This is a genomic window from Parasutterella muris, assembly GCF_009767915.1.
In the GTDB taxonomy this organism is placed as follows: Bacteria; Pseudomonadota; Gammaproteobacteria; order Burkholderiales; family Burkholderiaceae_F; genus Parasutterella; species Parasutterella muris.
Window position 1 is genome coordinate 78,915 of the sequence record NZ_WSRP01000004.1, and the last position, 16,218, is coordinate 95,132.

Here is a 16,218-nt window from a genome sequence, read left to right on the forward strand (position 1 = left end):
TATCCGTTTGCTTTCAAACGATTTTTAGGGCATAATGTCGCCCTTGTTTTAACTTAGGCACGTTCCGACATGCCTGACATAAGACCTGCACCGGCAGGCAGTCACGCAAGGTTGGTGGCGACCGACAATTTTTTTGGAACTTTCATGAAACAGAATATTCATCCGCAGTATCGTGAAGTCGCCTTCACCGATATGTCCATCGGTAAGACCTTCATCATCCGCTCTACCGCAGAAGCTCGTGACACCATCGAAATCGACGGCGTTACCTATCCGCAGGTTAAGCTTGATACATCCAGCGAATCCCATCCTTTCTACACTGGCGCCCAGACTCGTATCGTCGAAGCCGGCCGTGTTGAAAAATTCCGTCAGAAGTTTGCTGCCAAGTCTGCCGCCCTCAAGGCAAGCGCAGAAGCCGCTAAAGCAGCTAAGGCTAAGTAATAGCAAATATTCGACAGCAGCGCTTGCGAATTCAAACGTAAGCGCTTGTAATGAGTGGGCAGCGATAAGCTGCCCTTCTTTTTATCGTTAGAATTTAGTCGTTATTTATCCATTCTCATACAAAGGTTTGATGTGATTACAACAAATTCATCTCCGGCCTCCGTCAATGAGTCGGAGGCACGCAAACTCCCCCGCTGGCTTCTTTTCGCGGTTCTTATCGCCTTTGTATTGCCGCTGTTCTTCTCCTCAGACGTTTGGAGCGGCCGCTCACTTTCCTCGTTCGGTGTCGCCTGGAACATGGCGAACGGCTCTTTCTCCGACTGGCTGATGCCGAATATTAATGACGTTCCGGTAGCTGACGCCGGCCCTCTTTCCTATTGGCTTGAAGCGATCAGCATCCTCTTATTCGGCCGCATCTTCGGCGATGTCGCCGCTTATCACATCGCGGCCGGTCTGTGGTTTGCGATTACCACCGCTTCCATCTGGTACACAGCCTATTCTCTGGCGAGCCGAGACGAAGCACTTCCGCTTAAATTTGTATTTGCCTCTGAAGTTCACCAAAGGGACTACGCAAGAGCGTTAGCCGATATCGCGGTACTGATGACAGTCGGAACCTACGGTCTGATCGCGGCCTTCCACGAGTTATCCGTGGTCACAGCGGTTCTCGCGTTTTCCTCTTTCGTACTTTTCTGCGTCGTTATTTCGCTGCGTTATCTTTGGACGGGTTCCATTCTCGCAGGACTTTCGCTCGGCGCTATCGCGCTTTGCAGCAGCCCCGGCGTCGGTCTGTGGTGTGCGCTTGCAGCATGGGTCGCAATTATCTGCACTCCGGATTACACCAGCCGCACCAAGCGTACGATCGTTACGCTCGCGTCCGCCTTTTCGACCGCCATGATATGGCCGGCTCTGGTATTCCTCGCCTATCCCGCCGAGGGCTATCACTGGTTCGGGTCCTGGCTTGGTCTCAGCACCAGTGCGTTTGCTCCGCTTGCGCTCACGGATTATCCCTGGCTGATCAAAAACCTGATCTGGCTGACGTTCCCGCTTTGGCCCTTGGCGATTTGGGGTGTGTACTCCTGGCGCAATCAGATTCATCAGGCTCCTGTAGCCATTCCGCTTTCCTTCTTCCTGGTCGCGCTCTGCTCGGTCCTCTTTACAGGAACGGAAGCCAACAGCACGATCCTCTGCATTGTGCCTTCGCTCGCTATTTTGGCTGCTTTCGGCATTGTGAGCCTCAAACATTCGGAAGAAAACGTACTGGATACCTATGCCATCGTCGTCTACACACTGGCGATCGGCGCTGTGTGGTTCTACTTCTATGCGTGGACTCAGGGAGAACCTGAGAAGATGGCCTACTCTCTGACTCGTCTGGCGCCCAACATTACCGAACACGGAACAAGCGGTATTCTGCTGATTCTTGCCCTTGTGATGACTGTCGCCTGGCTTGCGCTGGTTTTCTGGCGCTTATTCCGTCGTCCCATCTATATTTGGCGCGGAGCTCTTTTGAACGGAGCCGGCCTTACTGCCGTCTGGGTTATTGTCATGAGTCTCTTTGTCAGCCTGATTGACGGCGCAAGCTCCATGCAGCCAATTGCTGACAGCGCCGCTAAGGCACTCGCAGCCGAAGGCGCAAAAAGCGGAACTGTCGCGCAGTACAACCTTACCAAGAGCGATATCGCCGCATTCAACTATTGGGGCGGCATTTCCTTTAACGAGGAAGAACAGCCCGAATGGGTTGTTGCAAGCGTAAACGCTGATTCTGAAGAAGCCCCAGAGTCGCTCTCAGACTACCGAGCGGTCAAAGTCATTGAAGGCAGACCGAGAAGCGGTAAGCAGTTCCTTATTCTTCAGAAAGTCGCAGACTGAGGCCGGAGGGTATGACAACACGAGTTTTGCCGCGGCTGCAGCCGCCGGACACGAGCTACTGGTCAATCCTGAGGCTGTCTTTGCCAATTTGGATTTCCAACTTGGCGATTGTAGGCGGCGCCACAATTGACACACTGATGACCGGCCACTTAGGAGCACAGGACCTTGCCGGCGTAGCCATCGGCCTGGCCGTTACGGTTTCCGTATTTATTGCGCTGGTTGGTGTCATGCAGGGCTTATCTCCGATTGCAGGACATCATTTCGGAGCCGCAAACCATAAACGAATCGGCTATGAGCTTCATCAGACCATTTGGCTCGCTATGTGTCTCTCGGTCATTGCGATCGCGCTGATGACATATACGCCGCTTTGGATGACTCTCACCAATGCTCAAGGGCGCGTCGCCGAAGTCGCTTCAAGCTTTTTGATCATCAACGCCATCGGACTTCCTGCAGCGATGTGCGGCAGAGCCTACATGGCGCTTAACGCCGCGGTCTCTCGCCCGAAAGTGGCGATGTGGATTGCACTTCTGATGCTGCTGTTTAAGATCCCGACAAACTACGCGTTTATTTTCGGCTGGTGGATCATTCCGGGATTCGGAGGCGCAGGATGCGCGATTTCTTCGACCATTAATGCGTTTCTCAGCTGCACGCTTTATTGGGCCATTTGGCACTATGACAGCTTCTACGCAAAGATGCGTCAGGAAAGAATCTGCAAACCGGACCTCAAGGCGCTTGCCAATCTGCTGCGGCTCGGTATTCCGATCGGGCTTTCTTCCTTCTTTGAAGTGACGTCTTTCACGTTCATGACGATTTTCATTTCTCGTCTTGGCGCAGATATCGTTTCAGCGCACCAGATCGTGTCCAACCTCAGTTCACTCTTTTACATGGCGCCTCTCGCTATCGGTGTCACAAGCTCGGTGCTGGTTGCGCAGTCGATCGGAGCAAACAGTCCTCAGAATGCGCGTCTAGCCACCAAGAGAACATTGAAATTTGCTATCTGTCTGGCGGTCTGCGTCGCTCTGTTGCTGTACTTCTTCAAGTATTTCTTCCTCGGTCTCTATACCAAGGATCAGGAAGTCATCGCTGTTGCAGCCTCCCTGATTGCGTTCTGCTCGATTTACCACGTATTTGACGCCATTAACTGTGTCGGAAGCTTTGCAATGCGCGGCTATCGAATTACAGTACTGCCGATGGTGCTCTACGGCGTCTTCCTGTGGGGCTTCGGTTTGGGATTTGGAAGCATTCTGGCGTTTACCGATTATCTGACACCGGAGCCGCTCGGGGCTGCGGGCTACTGGTCTGCGATCACGGGAGGTCTGATTCTTTCAGGTTCTATTGTCGGCATCTTCGCGGTCCGTGTGGCCAAAAAGAAGGAGCTTGGTCAGCCGGTTTGGATCCGCTAAAAAAGTTAAGGAGGCCCAAGAGCCTCCTTTATTTTTACTGCGCTTTGGAAAGCGCGTCTTTTACCGCCTGTTTGATTCCGTGAGAAGATTCCGTCGCTCCGCCCACATCCGCGACGTCAGGCGTATTGTTTTTGACCATCGCTGCGGGAAGCTCCGCGGCAGGTCCTGCCATAATTGCGTCCGTATCGGAGTGTCTCAGAATTTTGACATCAGAGATTTTTCCGTCTTTTACCACAACGCTGACTTTCGTTCTTCCACCTTTGCCGTTTCCAACACCGACATAGGTTCCATCTTTATAAGCCGCTGATGCGGATGCGGCAAAACACAGAAGCGCTGCGGCACAAAGGCTCTTTCTCATATATCACCCAATATATTGAAAAATAAATAAAAAAATAAGAAAAAGACAATTCAGAAAACTACTATATATCCAGTCTAATCGAAAATCATTATCATTTAGATCGGACCGTGAAGTCCTTTAATCTTAACCCAAAGATCATAGGAGAAATGCATGACGAAACTCTCCCGTCGTACATTCATTGCCGCATCCATGGCAGCAGGGGTCGGAGCCGCCACATCCCACGCGGCCGAACCGACTGCACCGACACAAAATAACGCCGCCAACTATCCGGCCGCCACAGGAAGCGCTGCCCAGTATGCAGCAAATCCGCAGCCGCTGCCCGATCTTGCGCTGACAGAAACATTCAGTCTTGGAAAATCACCGATTAATGAAGGATCGTGCATTACCGCCTGCCGCTGGGGGCTTGTGCGTCCTCAGGTCAGAGGCGGCAAAATGGTCGCTCTGCTGCCCTTCGAGTACGACTACGCGCCCACTCCGAACATGAACAGCCTCTGCGAGCTACCCTACTCTCCGAGCCGCATTCGTTTCCCGATGGTTCGAGAAAGTTATCTTAAAAACGGCCCCGCCTCCCGCGATAAGCGCGGAAACGATCGTTGGGTCCGCGTCACTTGGGATCAGGCTTTGGATCTTGTTGCCAAAGAGATGAAGCGCGTTTACAAGGATTACGGTCCAAGCTCAATGTTCGGCCGCTCCTACGGCTGGATGTCTACCGGCAAGATCAATGCTGCAATCAACCTGCAGCAGCGTCTACTGAATCTCTGCGGCGGTTTTATCGGCTGCATCAACAGCTACTCGACCGCTGCTATCGGCCGCATTCTTCCTTATGTTATCGGTGTTGCCGATCCCCGCTCTACAAGCTGGGACAATGTACTCAAGAACAGCAAACGCGTCGTGCTCTGGGGGTGTGACCCGCTCGTCACCAATGACATTGACTGGCTGACTACGCTTCATAACGGCGCAGGCTACTTCCGTGCGCTTAAAGAATCCGGCATCAAAACCATTGACATCAATCCGATCCGCACCGATACCGGCGAATACCTCGGCAGCGAATGGATCGCTCCGGTTCCGGGCACTGACTGCGCCCTGATGCTCGGTATGATTTACGAACTGGAAAAGAGCGGTAAAGCGGATAAGGAATTCCTGAAGAAATACACTTCCGGCTACGATAAATTCCTCGACTACGTGCTCGGCAAGAGCGACAACACTCCGAAGACTCCTGAATGGGCAGCCAAGATCACCGGCGTTCCTGCTGAGAAGATCGTTTCACTGGCGCATGAGCTGCAGGAAAACCGCACCATGATCATGATGGGCTGGGGCATTCAGCGCATCCAATTCGGCGAACAGCCGCACTGGATGGGCTTTACGCTTGCAAGCGTACTTGGTCAGATCGGTCTGCCCGGCGGCGGCATCGGAACCAACTATCAGTACTCCAACGGCGGCTCGCCGGTGGCTTACGGTCCGTTCCTTGGCGGTATCTCGGGCGCGGTTAAGCCGGTTCTTCCCTTTAACCAGAATTGGAAAGGAAGCAAAGTCATTCCGGTTGCCCGATTTGTTGAATGCTTCCTGCACCCGGGCAAGACTATCGACTTTAACGGCACTAAGGTCACATATCCGGAAGTGAAAATGGTTATGTGGGCAGGCGGCAATCCGTTTGCGCATCAGCCTCAGACCAATAAGCTTGCCGAAGCCTGGAAGAAACCTGAAACCGTTGTGGTCACAGACAACGTCTGGACCGCTACTGCACGTCATGCGGACATCGTGCTGCCCGCAACCACGCAGTTTGAACACAACGACATCACCAACATCGGTACCTACTCCAATGATGGTCTTGTCGCGATGCAGCAGGCGATTGAACCGCAGTGGGAATCCAAACCCGACTATTGGATCTTCTCTCAGCTTGCTAAACGCATGGGATGCGAACAGCAGTTCACAGAAGGTCTTGACGAAATGGGATGGATTAAACGTGTCTACGAGGAATCCCGTCAGCTTGGAACCAAGATGGGTGTAGCGCTCCCGAGTTTTGAAGACTTCTGGAAGAAAGGCTACTTCCTCTATGACGTGAAACCGGCCGACAGAGACTTCGTCGCCTTTGCCGACTTCAGAGCGGATCCTGAAACAAACGACCTCTCAACGGAAAGCGGCAAGATTCAGATCTTCAGCCCGAAGATCCACTCTTACGGCTACAAAGACTGCTTAGGTCATCCGAGTTATCTCGAACCGACGGAATGCCTTAATACTCCGAACCGCAAGTATCCGCTTTCCTATATGGCCTGCAAGAGCCGCTATCGTATGCACAGCCAGCTTGACGGCGCTGTCGGCCATTACTTTGCGGATATCAGAGGCCGTGAACCGCTCTGGATTCATCCGGATAACGCTTCTGCCCGAGGCATTAAGAACGGTGACATCGTCATGGTCAAAAACGACCGAGGCGCGGCTCTGGCCGGCGCCTATGTCACGGATCGAGTCCGCAAGGATGCTGTCGTTCTGCATCACGGCGCATGGTACGCACCGAAGAAGATGAAAGACGGTACTCTGCTCGATATCCACGGCAACTCCAATACGCTGAGTATGGACGTTCCGACATCAAACCTCGCCTGCGGCAATATCGCCTCCTCCGGCTTGGTTGACGTTGTTAAATACACAGGAGAGCTTCCCTCAGTCTATGTCTGGGAAGAGCTGGAATACACGGAATAATCCGTAACTGAAAAGCACAACGGCCGCTTACGCGGCCGTTGTCTTATCTGCTGATTTAGTACAGGGATCAGCGCATTTCACGAAGCGCTGCGATACGAGCTTCAATCGGCGGATGGCTCGCTAAGAGTTCACCGATGTTGCCCATGATGCCGAAGCCTTTAACTGCAGCCGGAAGCTCCTCGGTCGGAACACCGCCGAGTCTGGCAAGCGCATTGATCATCGGAGCAGAAGAACCCATGATCTGAGCAGCACCCGCATCAGCACGGAATTCGCGGTGACGAGAGAAGGCAGCCACAACCATCGCAGCAAGGAATCCAAGCACGATATCCAGGACAAGCGAAGTCACGTAATAGCCGATGCCGGGAGCGTCGTCTTCGTTGCGCAGAACGCCGCGGTCAACAAAGTTACCGATCACTCGGGAAAGGAAGACTACGAATGTGTTGGTCACGCCCTGAATCAGAGTCATAGTGACCATGTCGCCGTTTGCAACGTGCGCGATTTCGTGTGCAAGCACGGCTTCGACTTCTTCTTTATTCATGCTCGAAAGAAGACCGGTGGAAACCGCAACCATGGCAGAATTTTTTGTCGGACCGGTCGCAAAGGCGTTTGCTTCGCCTTCGTAAATACCGACTTCCGGCATCGGGATACCGGCTTTCTGAGAATGTGAATGCACAGTATTGACCAGCCAGGCTTCAAGCTTGTTGGCCGGATTTTGGACATCGATCATCTGAACGCCCATAGTGCGTTTAGCTATCATTTTGCTCATCAGAAGAGAAATGATGGAGCCGCTGAAGCCAACAATGGCGGCAAAGACAAGAAGCGTGCCTAAGTTCTGGCCTGCGCCTGCAACATTGGCGAAATTAATTCCGAACACAGCTGAAACGATGTTCAGGACAACGCCAAGTACGACGAGAACAGCTAAGTTGGTCAGAAGGAAAAAGCCTATTCTTTTTAACATATCTACTGATCAATCCTCGGTTAAAAAAGGTTATGTTTATCCCACTATTATCGGGTACTGAGAGGAATTTTTGTCATAAAAAAGAATGATAAATTGTTTCCAATTTTGCTCTTTTTTAAAAAATCCCCCCGCAGGCGCCTATTTCTTTTCCAAGTCCATCGTATCCCATGCTCCGCAAGCCGGGCAACGCCATAAATAACTGTGGGTTCTAAAGCCGCATTCTTTGCACTTAAATTCGGAAAGTCCGGTCGGAATAAGTGGATTCTTTCCGGCAGCAGCCTGCCGCTTCAAGGTTTGTTCAACCGCGCTGATGAGCGCAGAAATCGCGTTGGCAGCCGGCCCCTGTGCCGGCACGGCTTTAAGCATTGAGACAGCATCTTCGCCTTTACCCGCTTTTACGATCATAAAGGCGGCCAAATTCAAGATTGCAGGATCCTTTTGAGCGGCCTGAAGCACATATCCAACCGCTTCCTGCATTTTGCCCTGAAGTGCGAGCGTCGGGAAGATCTTAACTGCGACGAGACTCTCAAGATTAGGAGAATCTTTGACCGCTTCCTGCCAGGCCTTAACTGCCGCGTCGGTCTCACCCTTAGCCTTCAGAATATCGCCCCGCAGGATTCGCGCGCGAACACTTGTCGGTTCCGCTTTTAACGCTTCAAGGACATTTTTTTCCGCTTCTTCGGGTTTCTTTAACTTCAGACTGATGGCGGCAAGTTCACAGTAAAACTGTGCAATACGGGATTGATACTGCTCTTTTGTAATTTTTTGAAGCTCTTCAGCCTTAGTGACCGCCTTATTCCAATCCTTCGTCATTTCATAAAGCTTGAGAAGCTGTTTATCGGCCTCGATACGAAGCTCTTCCGTTTGATCGGCGAGTTCTTCATAAGCAGCCTCCGCTCGATCAAACATCCCCGCTTTCAGAAAATCAATCGCCAGTTCTTTCAGGGCATCGATGCGAACCTGAAGAGGGATATTCTTATCAACGCTTAACTGCTGATGCAGACCTATCGCATCGGAGAATTTGCCCTGTCCGCGCAGCTGCGCGGCTTCATCCAAAACTTTTTGCGGATCATTGACCGTATTTTCAGTTGTCATAACTTTACGCACTCTGTCTAATAATCTATCTGTCATTGTGCTCCACGAGGGAGCTTTCACTGTCCTGCCATTGTAATTCTCATTACCTCGCTGAGCGCTAATGATGTTTATATCGGGACAAAGAACAAAATATTCGGCAAAAAAAAGGCCCGGCTTATTCAGCCGGGCCGGGCGCTTTATTGAAATCGCTTACTCATTACTCTTCAGTAACAGAGTTATCCACTCGTTCACGCATTTCCTTGCCTGCTTTGAAGTGAGGCACGATTTTTGCGGGAACTTCAACGGTCGCACCGCTTTTCGGATTACGACCGATACGAGGCGGTCTGTAATTCAACGAGAAACTTCCGAACCCGCGGATTTCGATCCTACTGCCCTGCGCAAGAGCTGCAGTCATGGCGTTGAGGATGGAGTTAACCGCATCATCAACATCCCTGACCGTCAGACGATTGGCAATAACCATGGGGTCGTTTGCCAACAGTGCGATGAGTTCAGATTTGGTCATTTCTTAAAGCTCTCTGGTAATTATTTAGACTGATCCAGTTTTGCTCTGAGAAGAGCGCCGAGGTTAGTCGTACCAGAGTTGGATTCATCGCTGCCGATCTTAGCCATCGCTTCACGCGTTTCAGCCTGGTCCTTAGCACGGACGGAGAGCTGGATGGAGCGGTTCTTACGATCGATATTAACGATGGCGGCGGTGACTTCATCGCCTTCCTTAAGAACGTTTCTGGCGTCTTCAACACGATCTGTGCCGATTTCGCTGGCGCGCAGATAGCCTTCAGTGTCGTTGCCGAGGTCAATAACAGCACCCTTGGCGTCAACGCTCTTGACAGTACCTGTCACAACAGTGCCCTTTTCGTGAGCAGAGCAGAAGTTGGTGAACGGGTCGCCGCTCATCTGCTTAACACCGAGGGAGATGCGTTCGCGTTCAACATCGATGGTGAGAACCATAGCTTCGAGTTCTTCGCCCTTCTTGTACTTGCGAACAGCTTCCTCACCGGGTTCTGTCCAGGAGAGGTCAGAGAGGTGAACAAGACCATCGATACCGCCTTCGAGGCCGATGAAGACACCGAAGTCAGTGATGGACTTGATCTGGCCCTTGACGATGTCGCCCTTCTGATGAGAAGCAGCGAATTCTTCCCAAGGATTCGGCTTGCACTGTTTCATGCCGAGAGAGATACGACGGCGTTCTTCGTCGATCTCGAGAACCATGACTTCAACTTCGTCGCCGAGAGCAACAACTTTCTTCGGATCGACGTTCTTGTTTGTCCAATCCATTTCGGAAACGTGGACAAGACCTTCGATACCGGATTCGATCTCAACGAAAGCACCGTAGTCAGTGATGTTGGTGACTTTGCCGAAGAGACGTGTACCCTGCGGGTAGCGGCGGGCGATACCGATCCAGGGATCTTCGCCAAGCTGCTTGATACCGAGAGAAACACGATTCTTTTCCTGGTCGAACTTGAGAACCTTGGCTGTGATTTCCTGGCCCTGTTCAAGAACTTCGCTCGGATGACGTACGCGGCGCCATGCGAGGTCGGTGATGTGCAGAAGACCGTCGATACCGCCAAGGTCAACGAATGCACCGTAGTCAGTGATGTTCTTAACGATGCCCTTAACAACAGCGCCTTCCTTGAGTGTTTCAAGAAGTTTGGCTCTTTCTTCGCCCATAGAGGCTTCGACAACCGCGCGGCGGGAAAGAACAACGTTGTTGCGCTTACGATCAAGCTTGATAACCTTGAATTCAAGGGTCTTGCCTTCGTAGGGTGTGGTGTCCTTAACGGGACGTGTATCAACGAGGGAACCCGGCAGGAATGCGCGGATGCCGTTGGTCATCACTGTCAGGCCGCCCTTAACTTTGCCTGTAACGGTACCGGTAACCAGCTCGCCGGATTCGAGGGCTTTTTCAAGGTTGAGCCAGGCGGCAAGGCGCTTAGCTTTATCGCGGGACAGGATGGTGTCGCCGTAGCCGTTTTCGAGGTTTTCGATAGCGACGGAAACGAAGTCACCTACCTTGACGTCAACTTCGCCGCGGTCATTCTTGAATTCTTCAACAGGAATGAAGGCTTCGCTCTTCAGGCCGGCGTTAACAACAACGTAGTTGTAATCAACGCGGACAACTTCTGCAGGGATGACTTCGCCCTGTTTCATTTCCTGCTTAGCGATACTCTGCTCGAATAACTCAGCAAAACTTTCGGTAGGTTTGGTTGTAGTGTTGGTCATGAATGTAAATGGTTTGCTTTATCGAAATAAAGCGGTTAAAAATTCCCATCGGCCACCATGGACGATAGGGGCATCAAAATTAAAGGGCTTTTTAGGGCCTAATCTCCCGATACCATGAGAGAACTTTATCTATGGTTTCCTGAAGCGTAAGTTCAGAGGAATCCAATATCCTCGCGCCTTCCGCCGGCTTGAGCGGGGCTACCGCGCGCTCAGTGTCGCGTCGGTCTCTCTCCTTCAAGTCAGAAACAAGGTCGTCGATTTTACTATCAATTCCTTTTTCTTTCAACTGGTTATAACGTCTCTTTGCACGAGATTCGGCCGAAGCTGTAAGAAAAATTTTAAGACAGGCATCCGGGAACACCACTGCGCCCATATCCCTGCCGTCAGCCACAAGCCCCGGCTCCTGCGCGCAGCGTCTCTGTAGCTGAAAAAGCGCGTCCCGAACCGTAGGATAGGCCGCGATTTGACTCGCGTTTAATCCCGCTTCTTCAGTACGGATAACATCTGTCACATCTTCGTCGTTCAGATAAATTCTGCCGTCCTTAAAAAGCGGTTTCATATTTTCTGCGACTTTCGTCACGGCAGCCTGATCGTCAAGCGATACACCTTCTTTCACGCAGGCTGTCCCCGCCAGTCGGTAAAGCGCGCCGCTGTCCAGAACATGAAAACCTAAAACTTTGGCGACACCGGCCGAAACGCTGCCTTTGCCCGAAGCGACCGGTCCGTCAATCGCGATAATATCTGCCATTCTTAATTCTCCACCACTGTTGAAAGGCGAGTGAAATAATCCGGAAAAGTTTTTGCGACGCACTTCGGATCATTAATAAATACAGGAACACCGCCCGCCGCGATCAGGGACATGCACATTGCCATGCGATGGTCTTTGTAAGTGTCAAACGTCGCGCTCTGCAGTTTCTCTGGCGGTGTAATACGAATCCAATCCTCGCCGCTTTCCACCTTGCAGCCGACTTTGCTCAGCTCTTTTTCCATCGCGGCGATACGGTCGGTTTCCTTAACCCGCCAGCTGCCGATTCCTCTGAGCGTCGTCTCGCCGTCGCACATCGGCGCAATAGCCGCAAGCGTCATTGCCGCATCCGGAATGGTTCTCACATCCGCGTCAATCCCGTGGAGTTTTTTCGCATAAGGATTCGGTGCGGTTTTGATCCAATTTTCACCGCGGGTAACCGATGCGCCCATCTTTGCCAGATACTCCACAAAAGCAGCGTCTCCCTGAACGCTGTCCTGTCCGACCCCTTCCACTTTGAGAGGTCCGACAAGAGCGCCAAGCGCGAGGAAATACGATGCGCTCGAAGCATCTGCTTCCACTTCAAAAACGCCCGGCGATTTGTAGCGCGCACGAGGAACAAGGAAGTCTTTCTCCGTTGTTTTTACCGTCACACCGAATTTCTCCATGAGACGACACGTCAGCGAGACGTACGGCGAGCTGATCAGTTCGCCGTCTACGCGTATCCTCAGGCCTTCCTCCGGCGCAAGCAGAGGCGCAGCCATCAGAAGTCCTGAGAGGAACTGACTGGAGACATCTCCGCGAATGTGCGCGAGGTTTCCTCGAATGTGAAACGCCGGTTCAATTTTGATCGGTGGAAAACCTGCTTCGTTTAAATATGAAATTTTCGCGCCAAGTGCGTTGAGCGCTTCAACCAAATGCGCGATCGGACGCTCACGCATGCGGGCAACCCCGTCAAGCGTGTATTCCCCGCCGCTGAAAGCGAGCGAAGAGGCTAAAGGACGCATAGCGGTTCCCGCGTTGCCGAGAAAGAGATCGGCTTTTTTAACCGGGAATGCTCCGCCGCAGCCCGTCACCTTAACGATCATGCCGTCTTCATTCTGCTCAAATCCGACTCCGAGCCCGCGCAGCGCGCCAAGCATCATTTCGGTATCTTCCGCCACCAAAAGGTTTCGCACCTCAGTGACGCCGTCGGATAAAGCCGACAGGAGAAGCGCCCGATTGGAAATACTTTTAGAACCCGGAAGACTCACCGAGCCTCTAACCGCTGAAATCGGACTGACTCTGAGACATTCATTCATAAATAGAATCCTTTTTACTGCTATTTGCCGGGGAAAACCAGTCCGCGGCGATTACGCATCGCGTTCTCAAACACGCGTTCAATGGCCTGAGCGTCGCCCTCATCAATATATTTCTGGAGCGCGTCAAGCTCTTTGCGATAGCTGCGGAGCTCCTCGGAAATCGCGTCGCGGTTGCTGATGCAGATATCGCGCCACATCACAGGTGAGCTCGCCGCGATTCTGGTGAAGTCTCTAAATCCCGCACCCGCCATTTTCAATTTGACGTGCGCGGAAGGCTCCTTCGCGATCATGTCAACAAGCGCATAAGCAAGCACATGCGGAAGGTGGCTGACGGACGCAAAAATTCTGTCATGCTCCTCGGGCGTCATCTCCTGAACTTTGGAGCCCGCTTTTTTCCAGTTCTCCGTAATCAGTTCGACAACCTTCGGATCCATACCCTCGGCAGGCGTGGAGATCACAACCTTATTCAGAAAGAGATCGGGATCGGCGTACTCGACGCCCGGCATCTCGCCGCCCGCGATCGGATGCGCGGGCGCATACTGATTGAATTTATCTCCGAGCCCCTTGCGCGCGGCCGCAATGACCGAGCCGCGGGTGGAACCGACATCAGTGACCACCGCGCCCTTTTTAAGGTACTTGCCGATTTCGGCAAAAACGCTTTCCATCGCCTTGACAGGCACGGACACGACGATAATATCGGATTTCTCAACCGCCTCGCGAAGGGAGAGGGTACATTCGTCAGCGACCTTTTTCTCAAGCGCGGTTTTCAGGTTCTCTTCATTGATATCAAAGGCGATTACATGATCGACAAGACCCGCCTTTTTCCAGCTCAGGGCTACGGATCCGCCGATCAGTCCGCAGCCCAATACAGACATTGTTGCCAAAGCTACTCTCCGAACTTGTTCAGACCTTCCTTGAGAACCTCGAGGAATCTCTCGTTCTGCTCGGGTGTTCCGACCGTGACGCGAACCCATTCAGGAAGGTCATAAGAGCGCATACGGCGCACGATAATGCCCTTCTTCAGCAGATAATCGACAATCTCATCGGCATGGCTGCCGATGCGGACTGTGATGAAATTCGCATGAAGCCCCATATAAGGCAGTTCAAGCTGATCGAACGCTTCGGTCAGGAATTTAATGCCCTCTTTGTTAACTTCGAGCGTCTTCTTCACAAAATCCTGATCCTTGAGCGCGGCAAGAGCGGCGATCTGAGATAGATCATTCACGTTAAAGGGATGACGCACGCGGTTGAGCAGAGAAAGAAGCTCGGGCTGCGCAATACCGTACCCAACGCGGGCGCCCGCCAGCCCGTATGCCTTGGAGAAAGTTCTTGCGATCATCACGTTGGGGTGTCTGCGGACCATTTCGACAGAATCGCACTGAAGCGCAGGCTCTAAAAATTCCACATACGCCTCGTCAAAGAGCACCATAACATTCGGCGGAACCTGATCCAGGAACTGCAGGATGTCGTCCTCGGCCAAATACGTTCCGGTCGGATTATTCGGATTGGTCAGGAAAATCAGGCGGGTTCTCGAGTCAATCGCGTCAAGCATCGCCTGCAGATCCGCGTTGTAGTCGTCTGTTGCCGGCACTTCAATCGTTTCAGCACCGCAAAGACGCGCCACCATCGGATAAAGCGAGAAGGAGTACTGCGGATAAATCGCAGTTGTGCCGACGGAGAGCACCGTCTGTGCCGCCAGTCCGAGAAGCTCGCTCGAGCCGCTTCCGATCACAACCCAATCCTGAGGCACGCCGTACTTCTCGGCAATCGCCTTCTGCAGATGGTAGGAGTCCGCGTCCGGGTAACGGTTCAGGCTGAAGACCGCCTTAGAGACCGCTTCCTTAACCTTGTCGCTCATGCCGTTCGGGTTTTCGTTGGCGACCAGCATGATAATATCTTCCGGCTTCAGGCCGAGATCCGCAGCAACGTCCTCAATCGGCTTGCTCGCCTTGTATTTATCCAGTTCCTGAACCCAGAGCGGGGTTTGGATTGTTTGTTCTTCGCTCATAACTTTGTTCCTTTGTCTTCTGATCCGCTTTCTTCATTGGCAATCGGATAAGAGCCTAAATTCTTAAATGAAGCGCAGCTGCTGCGGAAATCATCCAGTGCGCTGCGTACCTTGGGATCATCGCAATGACCTTCAATATCCACGTAGAAGAAATATTCCCATGAACCGCGTTTGGCCGGGCGCGACTCAAAGCGCGTCATTGAAACGCCGTGGTCATAGAGCGGCTTGAGCGCCTGAAAGAGCGCTCCGGCTTTATGCGGTACGGAAATAATCAGGGATGTTTTGTCTTTTCCCGGCGCCTTAGAGGGTGACGTTCCTTCTTTACCGAGCACCACAAATCTCGTGCGGTTGGTGGACTGATCCTGAATGCTCGGATAAGCAATCTTCAGTCCGTAATGCTCAGCAGCCGCTTCGCCTGCGATCGCGGCGGATTCCGGATCCAAAGAAGCGAGACGAGCCGCTTCGCCGTTGCTTGCCGCGGGGACCCGCTCAAGCTGCGGATAGTGGCGGTTCAGCCAGCTCACGCACTGTCCGAGCGACTGTGGATGGGAGTAAACGCGCTTGACGCCGTCCATACAGCCGGACGTTGTCAGAAGATTATGGTTGATCGGGATTGAGGTCTCCGCAATGATCGTCAGATTCGTGAGCTGAAGGCAGTCCATCGAGCGATTGACCGCGCCCTCAGTCGAGTTTTCGATCGGGACGATACCGTAGTCGGCGCTGCCCGCTTCCACCGCATGAAACACATCATCAATGCGTTCACAGGCAATGCCGTCCACACCCGCTCCGAACTGACGAAGCATCGCAAGCTCGCTGAACGTGCCCTGAGGCCCGAGGTAAGCGACGCGCGCCTTATGTTCCAGCGCGCGGCAGGCGCTCATAATCTCTTTAAATATGCTGCTGATGCCCTTTTCCGTCATAGCGCCTTTGCTCTGCGCCCAAACTTTGCGCAGCACTTCGGCCTCCCGGTCGGGACGATAAACGGGCGCATTAGTGCTTCCCTTAACCGCACCGACCTTCTTTACAACTTCAGCTCTTCGATTCAGAAGCTCAACGATCTGAGCGTCGATTTCATCGATTTGAGCGCGAAGGGGTTTTAGCTCTTCATCAATGTTCATTCTGAGTCTTCTCC

General features: G+C 52.6%; 13 protein-coding genes and 1 pseudogene. 4 read left to right on the plus strand and 10 right to left on the minus strand.

What is annotated here, in order from left to right; all coding sequences use genetic code 11:
• Positions 1-144: 144 nt before the first annotated feature.
• The 3 genes from E5987_RS02135 to E5987_RS02145 all read left to right on the plus strand — a co-directional run bounded on the left by E5987_RS02135 (position 145) and on the right by E5987_RS02145 (position 3,707).
• Positions 145-438 (plus strand): type B 50S ribosomal protein L31, encoded by a 294-nt coding sequence (locus E5987_RS02135; protein ID WP_160334442.1) that lies wholly within the window; start codon positions 145-147, stop codon positions 436-438.
• A 132-nt stretch (positions 439-570) separates the two neighbouring features.
• A complete protein-coding gene (locus tag E5987_RS02140; RefSeq protein ID WP_160334443.1) occupies positions 571-2,304 on the plus strand; it encodes an ArnT family glycosyltransferase in 1,734 nt (577 codons plus the stop codon).
• Between the two features lie 11 nt (positions 2,305-2,315).
• Entirely contained in the window at positions 2,316-3,707 is a 1,392-nt protein-coding gene (locus tag E5987_RS02145; RefSeq protein ID WP_160334444.1) for an MATE family efflux transporter, read from the plus strand.
• A 34-nt stretch (positions 3,708-3,741) separates the two neighbouring features.
• On the opposite strand, the gene E5987_RS02150 is transcribed toward E5987_RS02145, so the two are convergent.
• Positions 3,742-4,065 carry an FMN-binding protein gene (locus tag E5987_RS02150; protein ID WP_160334445.1) on the minus strand — a complete coding sequence of 108 codons (324 nt, stop codon included), beginning with the start codon at positions 4,063-4,065 and terminating at the stop codon, positions 3,742-3,744.
• Between the two features lie 150 nt (positions 4,066-4,215).
• On the opposite strand from E5987_RS02150, the gene E5987_RS02155 reads away from it, so the two are divergent.
• Positions 4,216-6,759, plus strand: a complete 2,544-nt coding sequence (locus tag E5987_RS02155; RefSeq protein WP_202074525.1) for a molybdopterin-dependent oxidoreductase — start codon at positions 4,216-4,218, stop codon at positions 6,757-6,759.
• A 67-nt stretch (positions 6,760-6,826) separates the two neighbouring features.
• Here the strand turns inward: E5987_RS02155 and htpX are convergent, their stop codons facing one another.
• From htpX to pheA, 9 genes and pseudogenes are all read right to left on the minus strand, one after another.
• Positions 6,827-7,717 carry a protease HtpX gene (htpX, locus tag E5987_RS02160; protein ID WP_160334446.1) on the minus strand — a complete coding sequence of 297 codons (891 nt, stop codon included), beginning with the start codon at positions 7,715-7,717 and terminating at the stop codon, positions 6,827-6,829.
• 138 nt (positions 7,718-7,855) lie between these two features.
• On the minus strand, positions 7,856-8,848 hold the full coding sequence (locus E5987_RS02165; RefSeq protein ID WP_160334462.1) for a tetratricopeptide repeat protein: 993 nt from the start codon (positions 8,846-8,848) through the stop codon (positions 7,856-7,858).
• A gap of 166 nt (positions 8,849-9,014) precedes the next feature.
• Positions 9,015-9,314 (minus strand): annotated as a pseudogene (locus tag E5987_RS02170) (integration host factor subunit beta); the annotation flags it as partial.
• A gap of 20 nt (positions 9,315-9,334) precedes the next feature.
• On the minus strand, positions 9,335-11,032 hold the full coding sequence (rpsA, locus tag E5987_RS02175) for a 30S ribosomal protein S1 (RefSeq protein WP_160334448.1): 1,698 nt from the start codon (positions 11,030-11,032) through the stop codon (positions 9,335-9,337).
• A 91-nt stretch (positions 11,033-11,123) separates the two neighbouring features.
• The gene (gene cmk / locus E5987_RS02180; protein WP_160334449.1) at positions 11,124-11,780 is read right to left on the minus strand and encodes a (d)CMP kinase; all 657 of its coding nucleotides are present in this window, start codon (positions 11,778-11,780) and stop codon (positions 11,124-11,126) included.
• 2 nt (positions 11,781-11,782) lie between these two features.
• On the minus strand, positions 11,783-13,078 hold the full coding sequence (gene aroA / locus E5987_RS02185) for a 3-phosphoshikimate 1-carboxyvinyltransferase (protein ID WP_160334450.1): 1,296 nt from the start codon (positions 13,076-13,078) through the stop codon (positions 11,783-11,785).
• A gap of 20 nt (positions 13,079-13,098) precedes the next feature.
• Entirely contained in the window at positions 13,099-13,962 is an 864-nt protein-coding gene (locus tag E5987_RS02190) for a prephenate dehydrogenase (RefSeq protein WP_371873822.1), read from the minus strand.
• Between the two features lie 2 nt (positions 13,963-13,964).
• Positions 13,965-15,086, minus strand: coding sequence for a histidinol-phosphate transaminase (gene hisC / locus E5987_RS02195; protein ID WP_160334452.1), 1,122 nt, complete (start codon positions 15,084-15,086; stop codon positions 13,965-13,967).
• Positions 15,083-16,204 carry a prephenate dehydratase gene (pheA, locus tag E5987_RS02200; RefSeq protein WP_160334453.1) on the minus strand — a complete coding sequence of 374 codons (1,122 nt, stop codon included), beginning with the start codon at positions 16,202-16,204 and terminating at the stop codon, positions 15,083-15,085. The genes hisC and pheA overlap by 4 nt, the downstream gene beginning before the upstream one ends.
• Positions 16,205-16,218 lie beyond the last annotated feature (14 nt).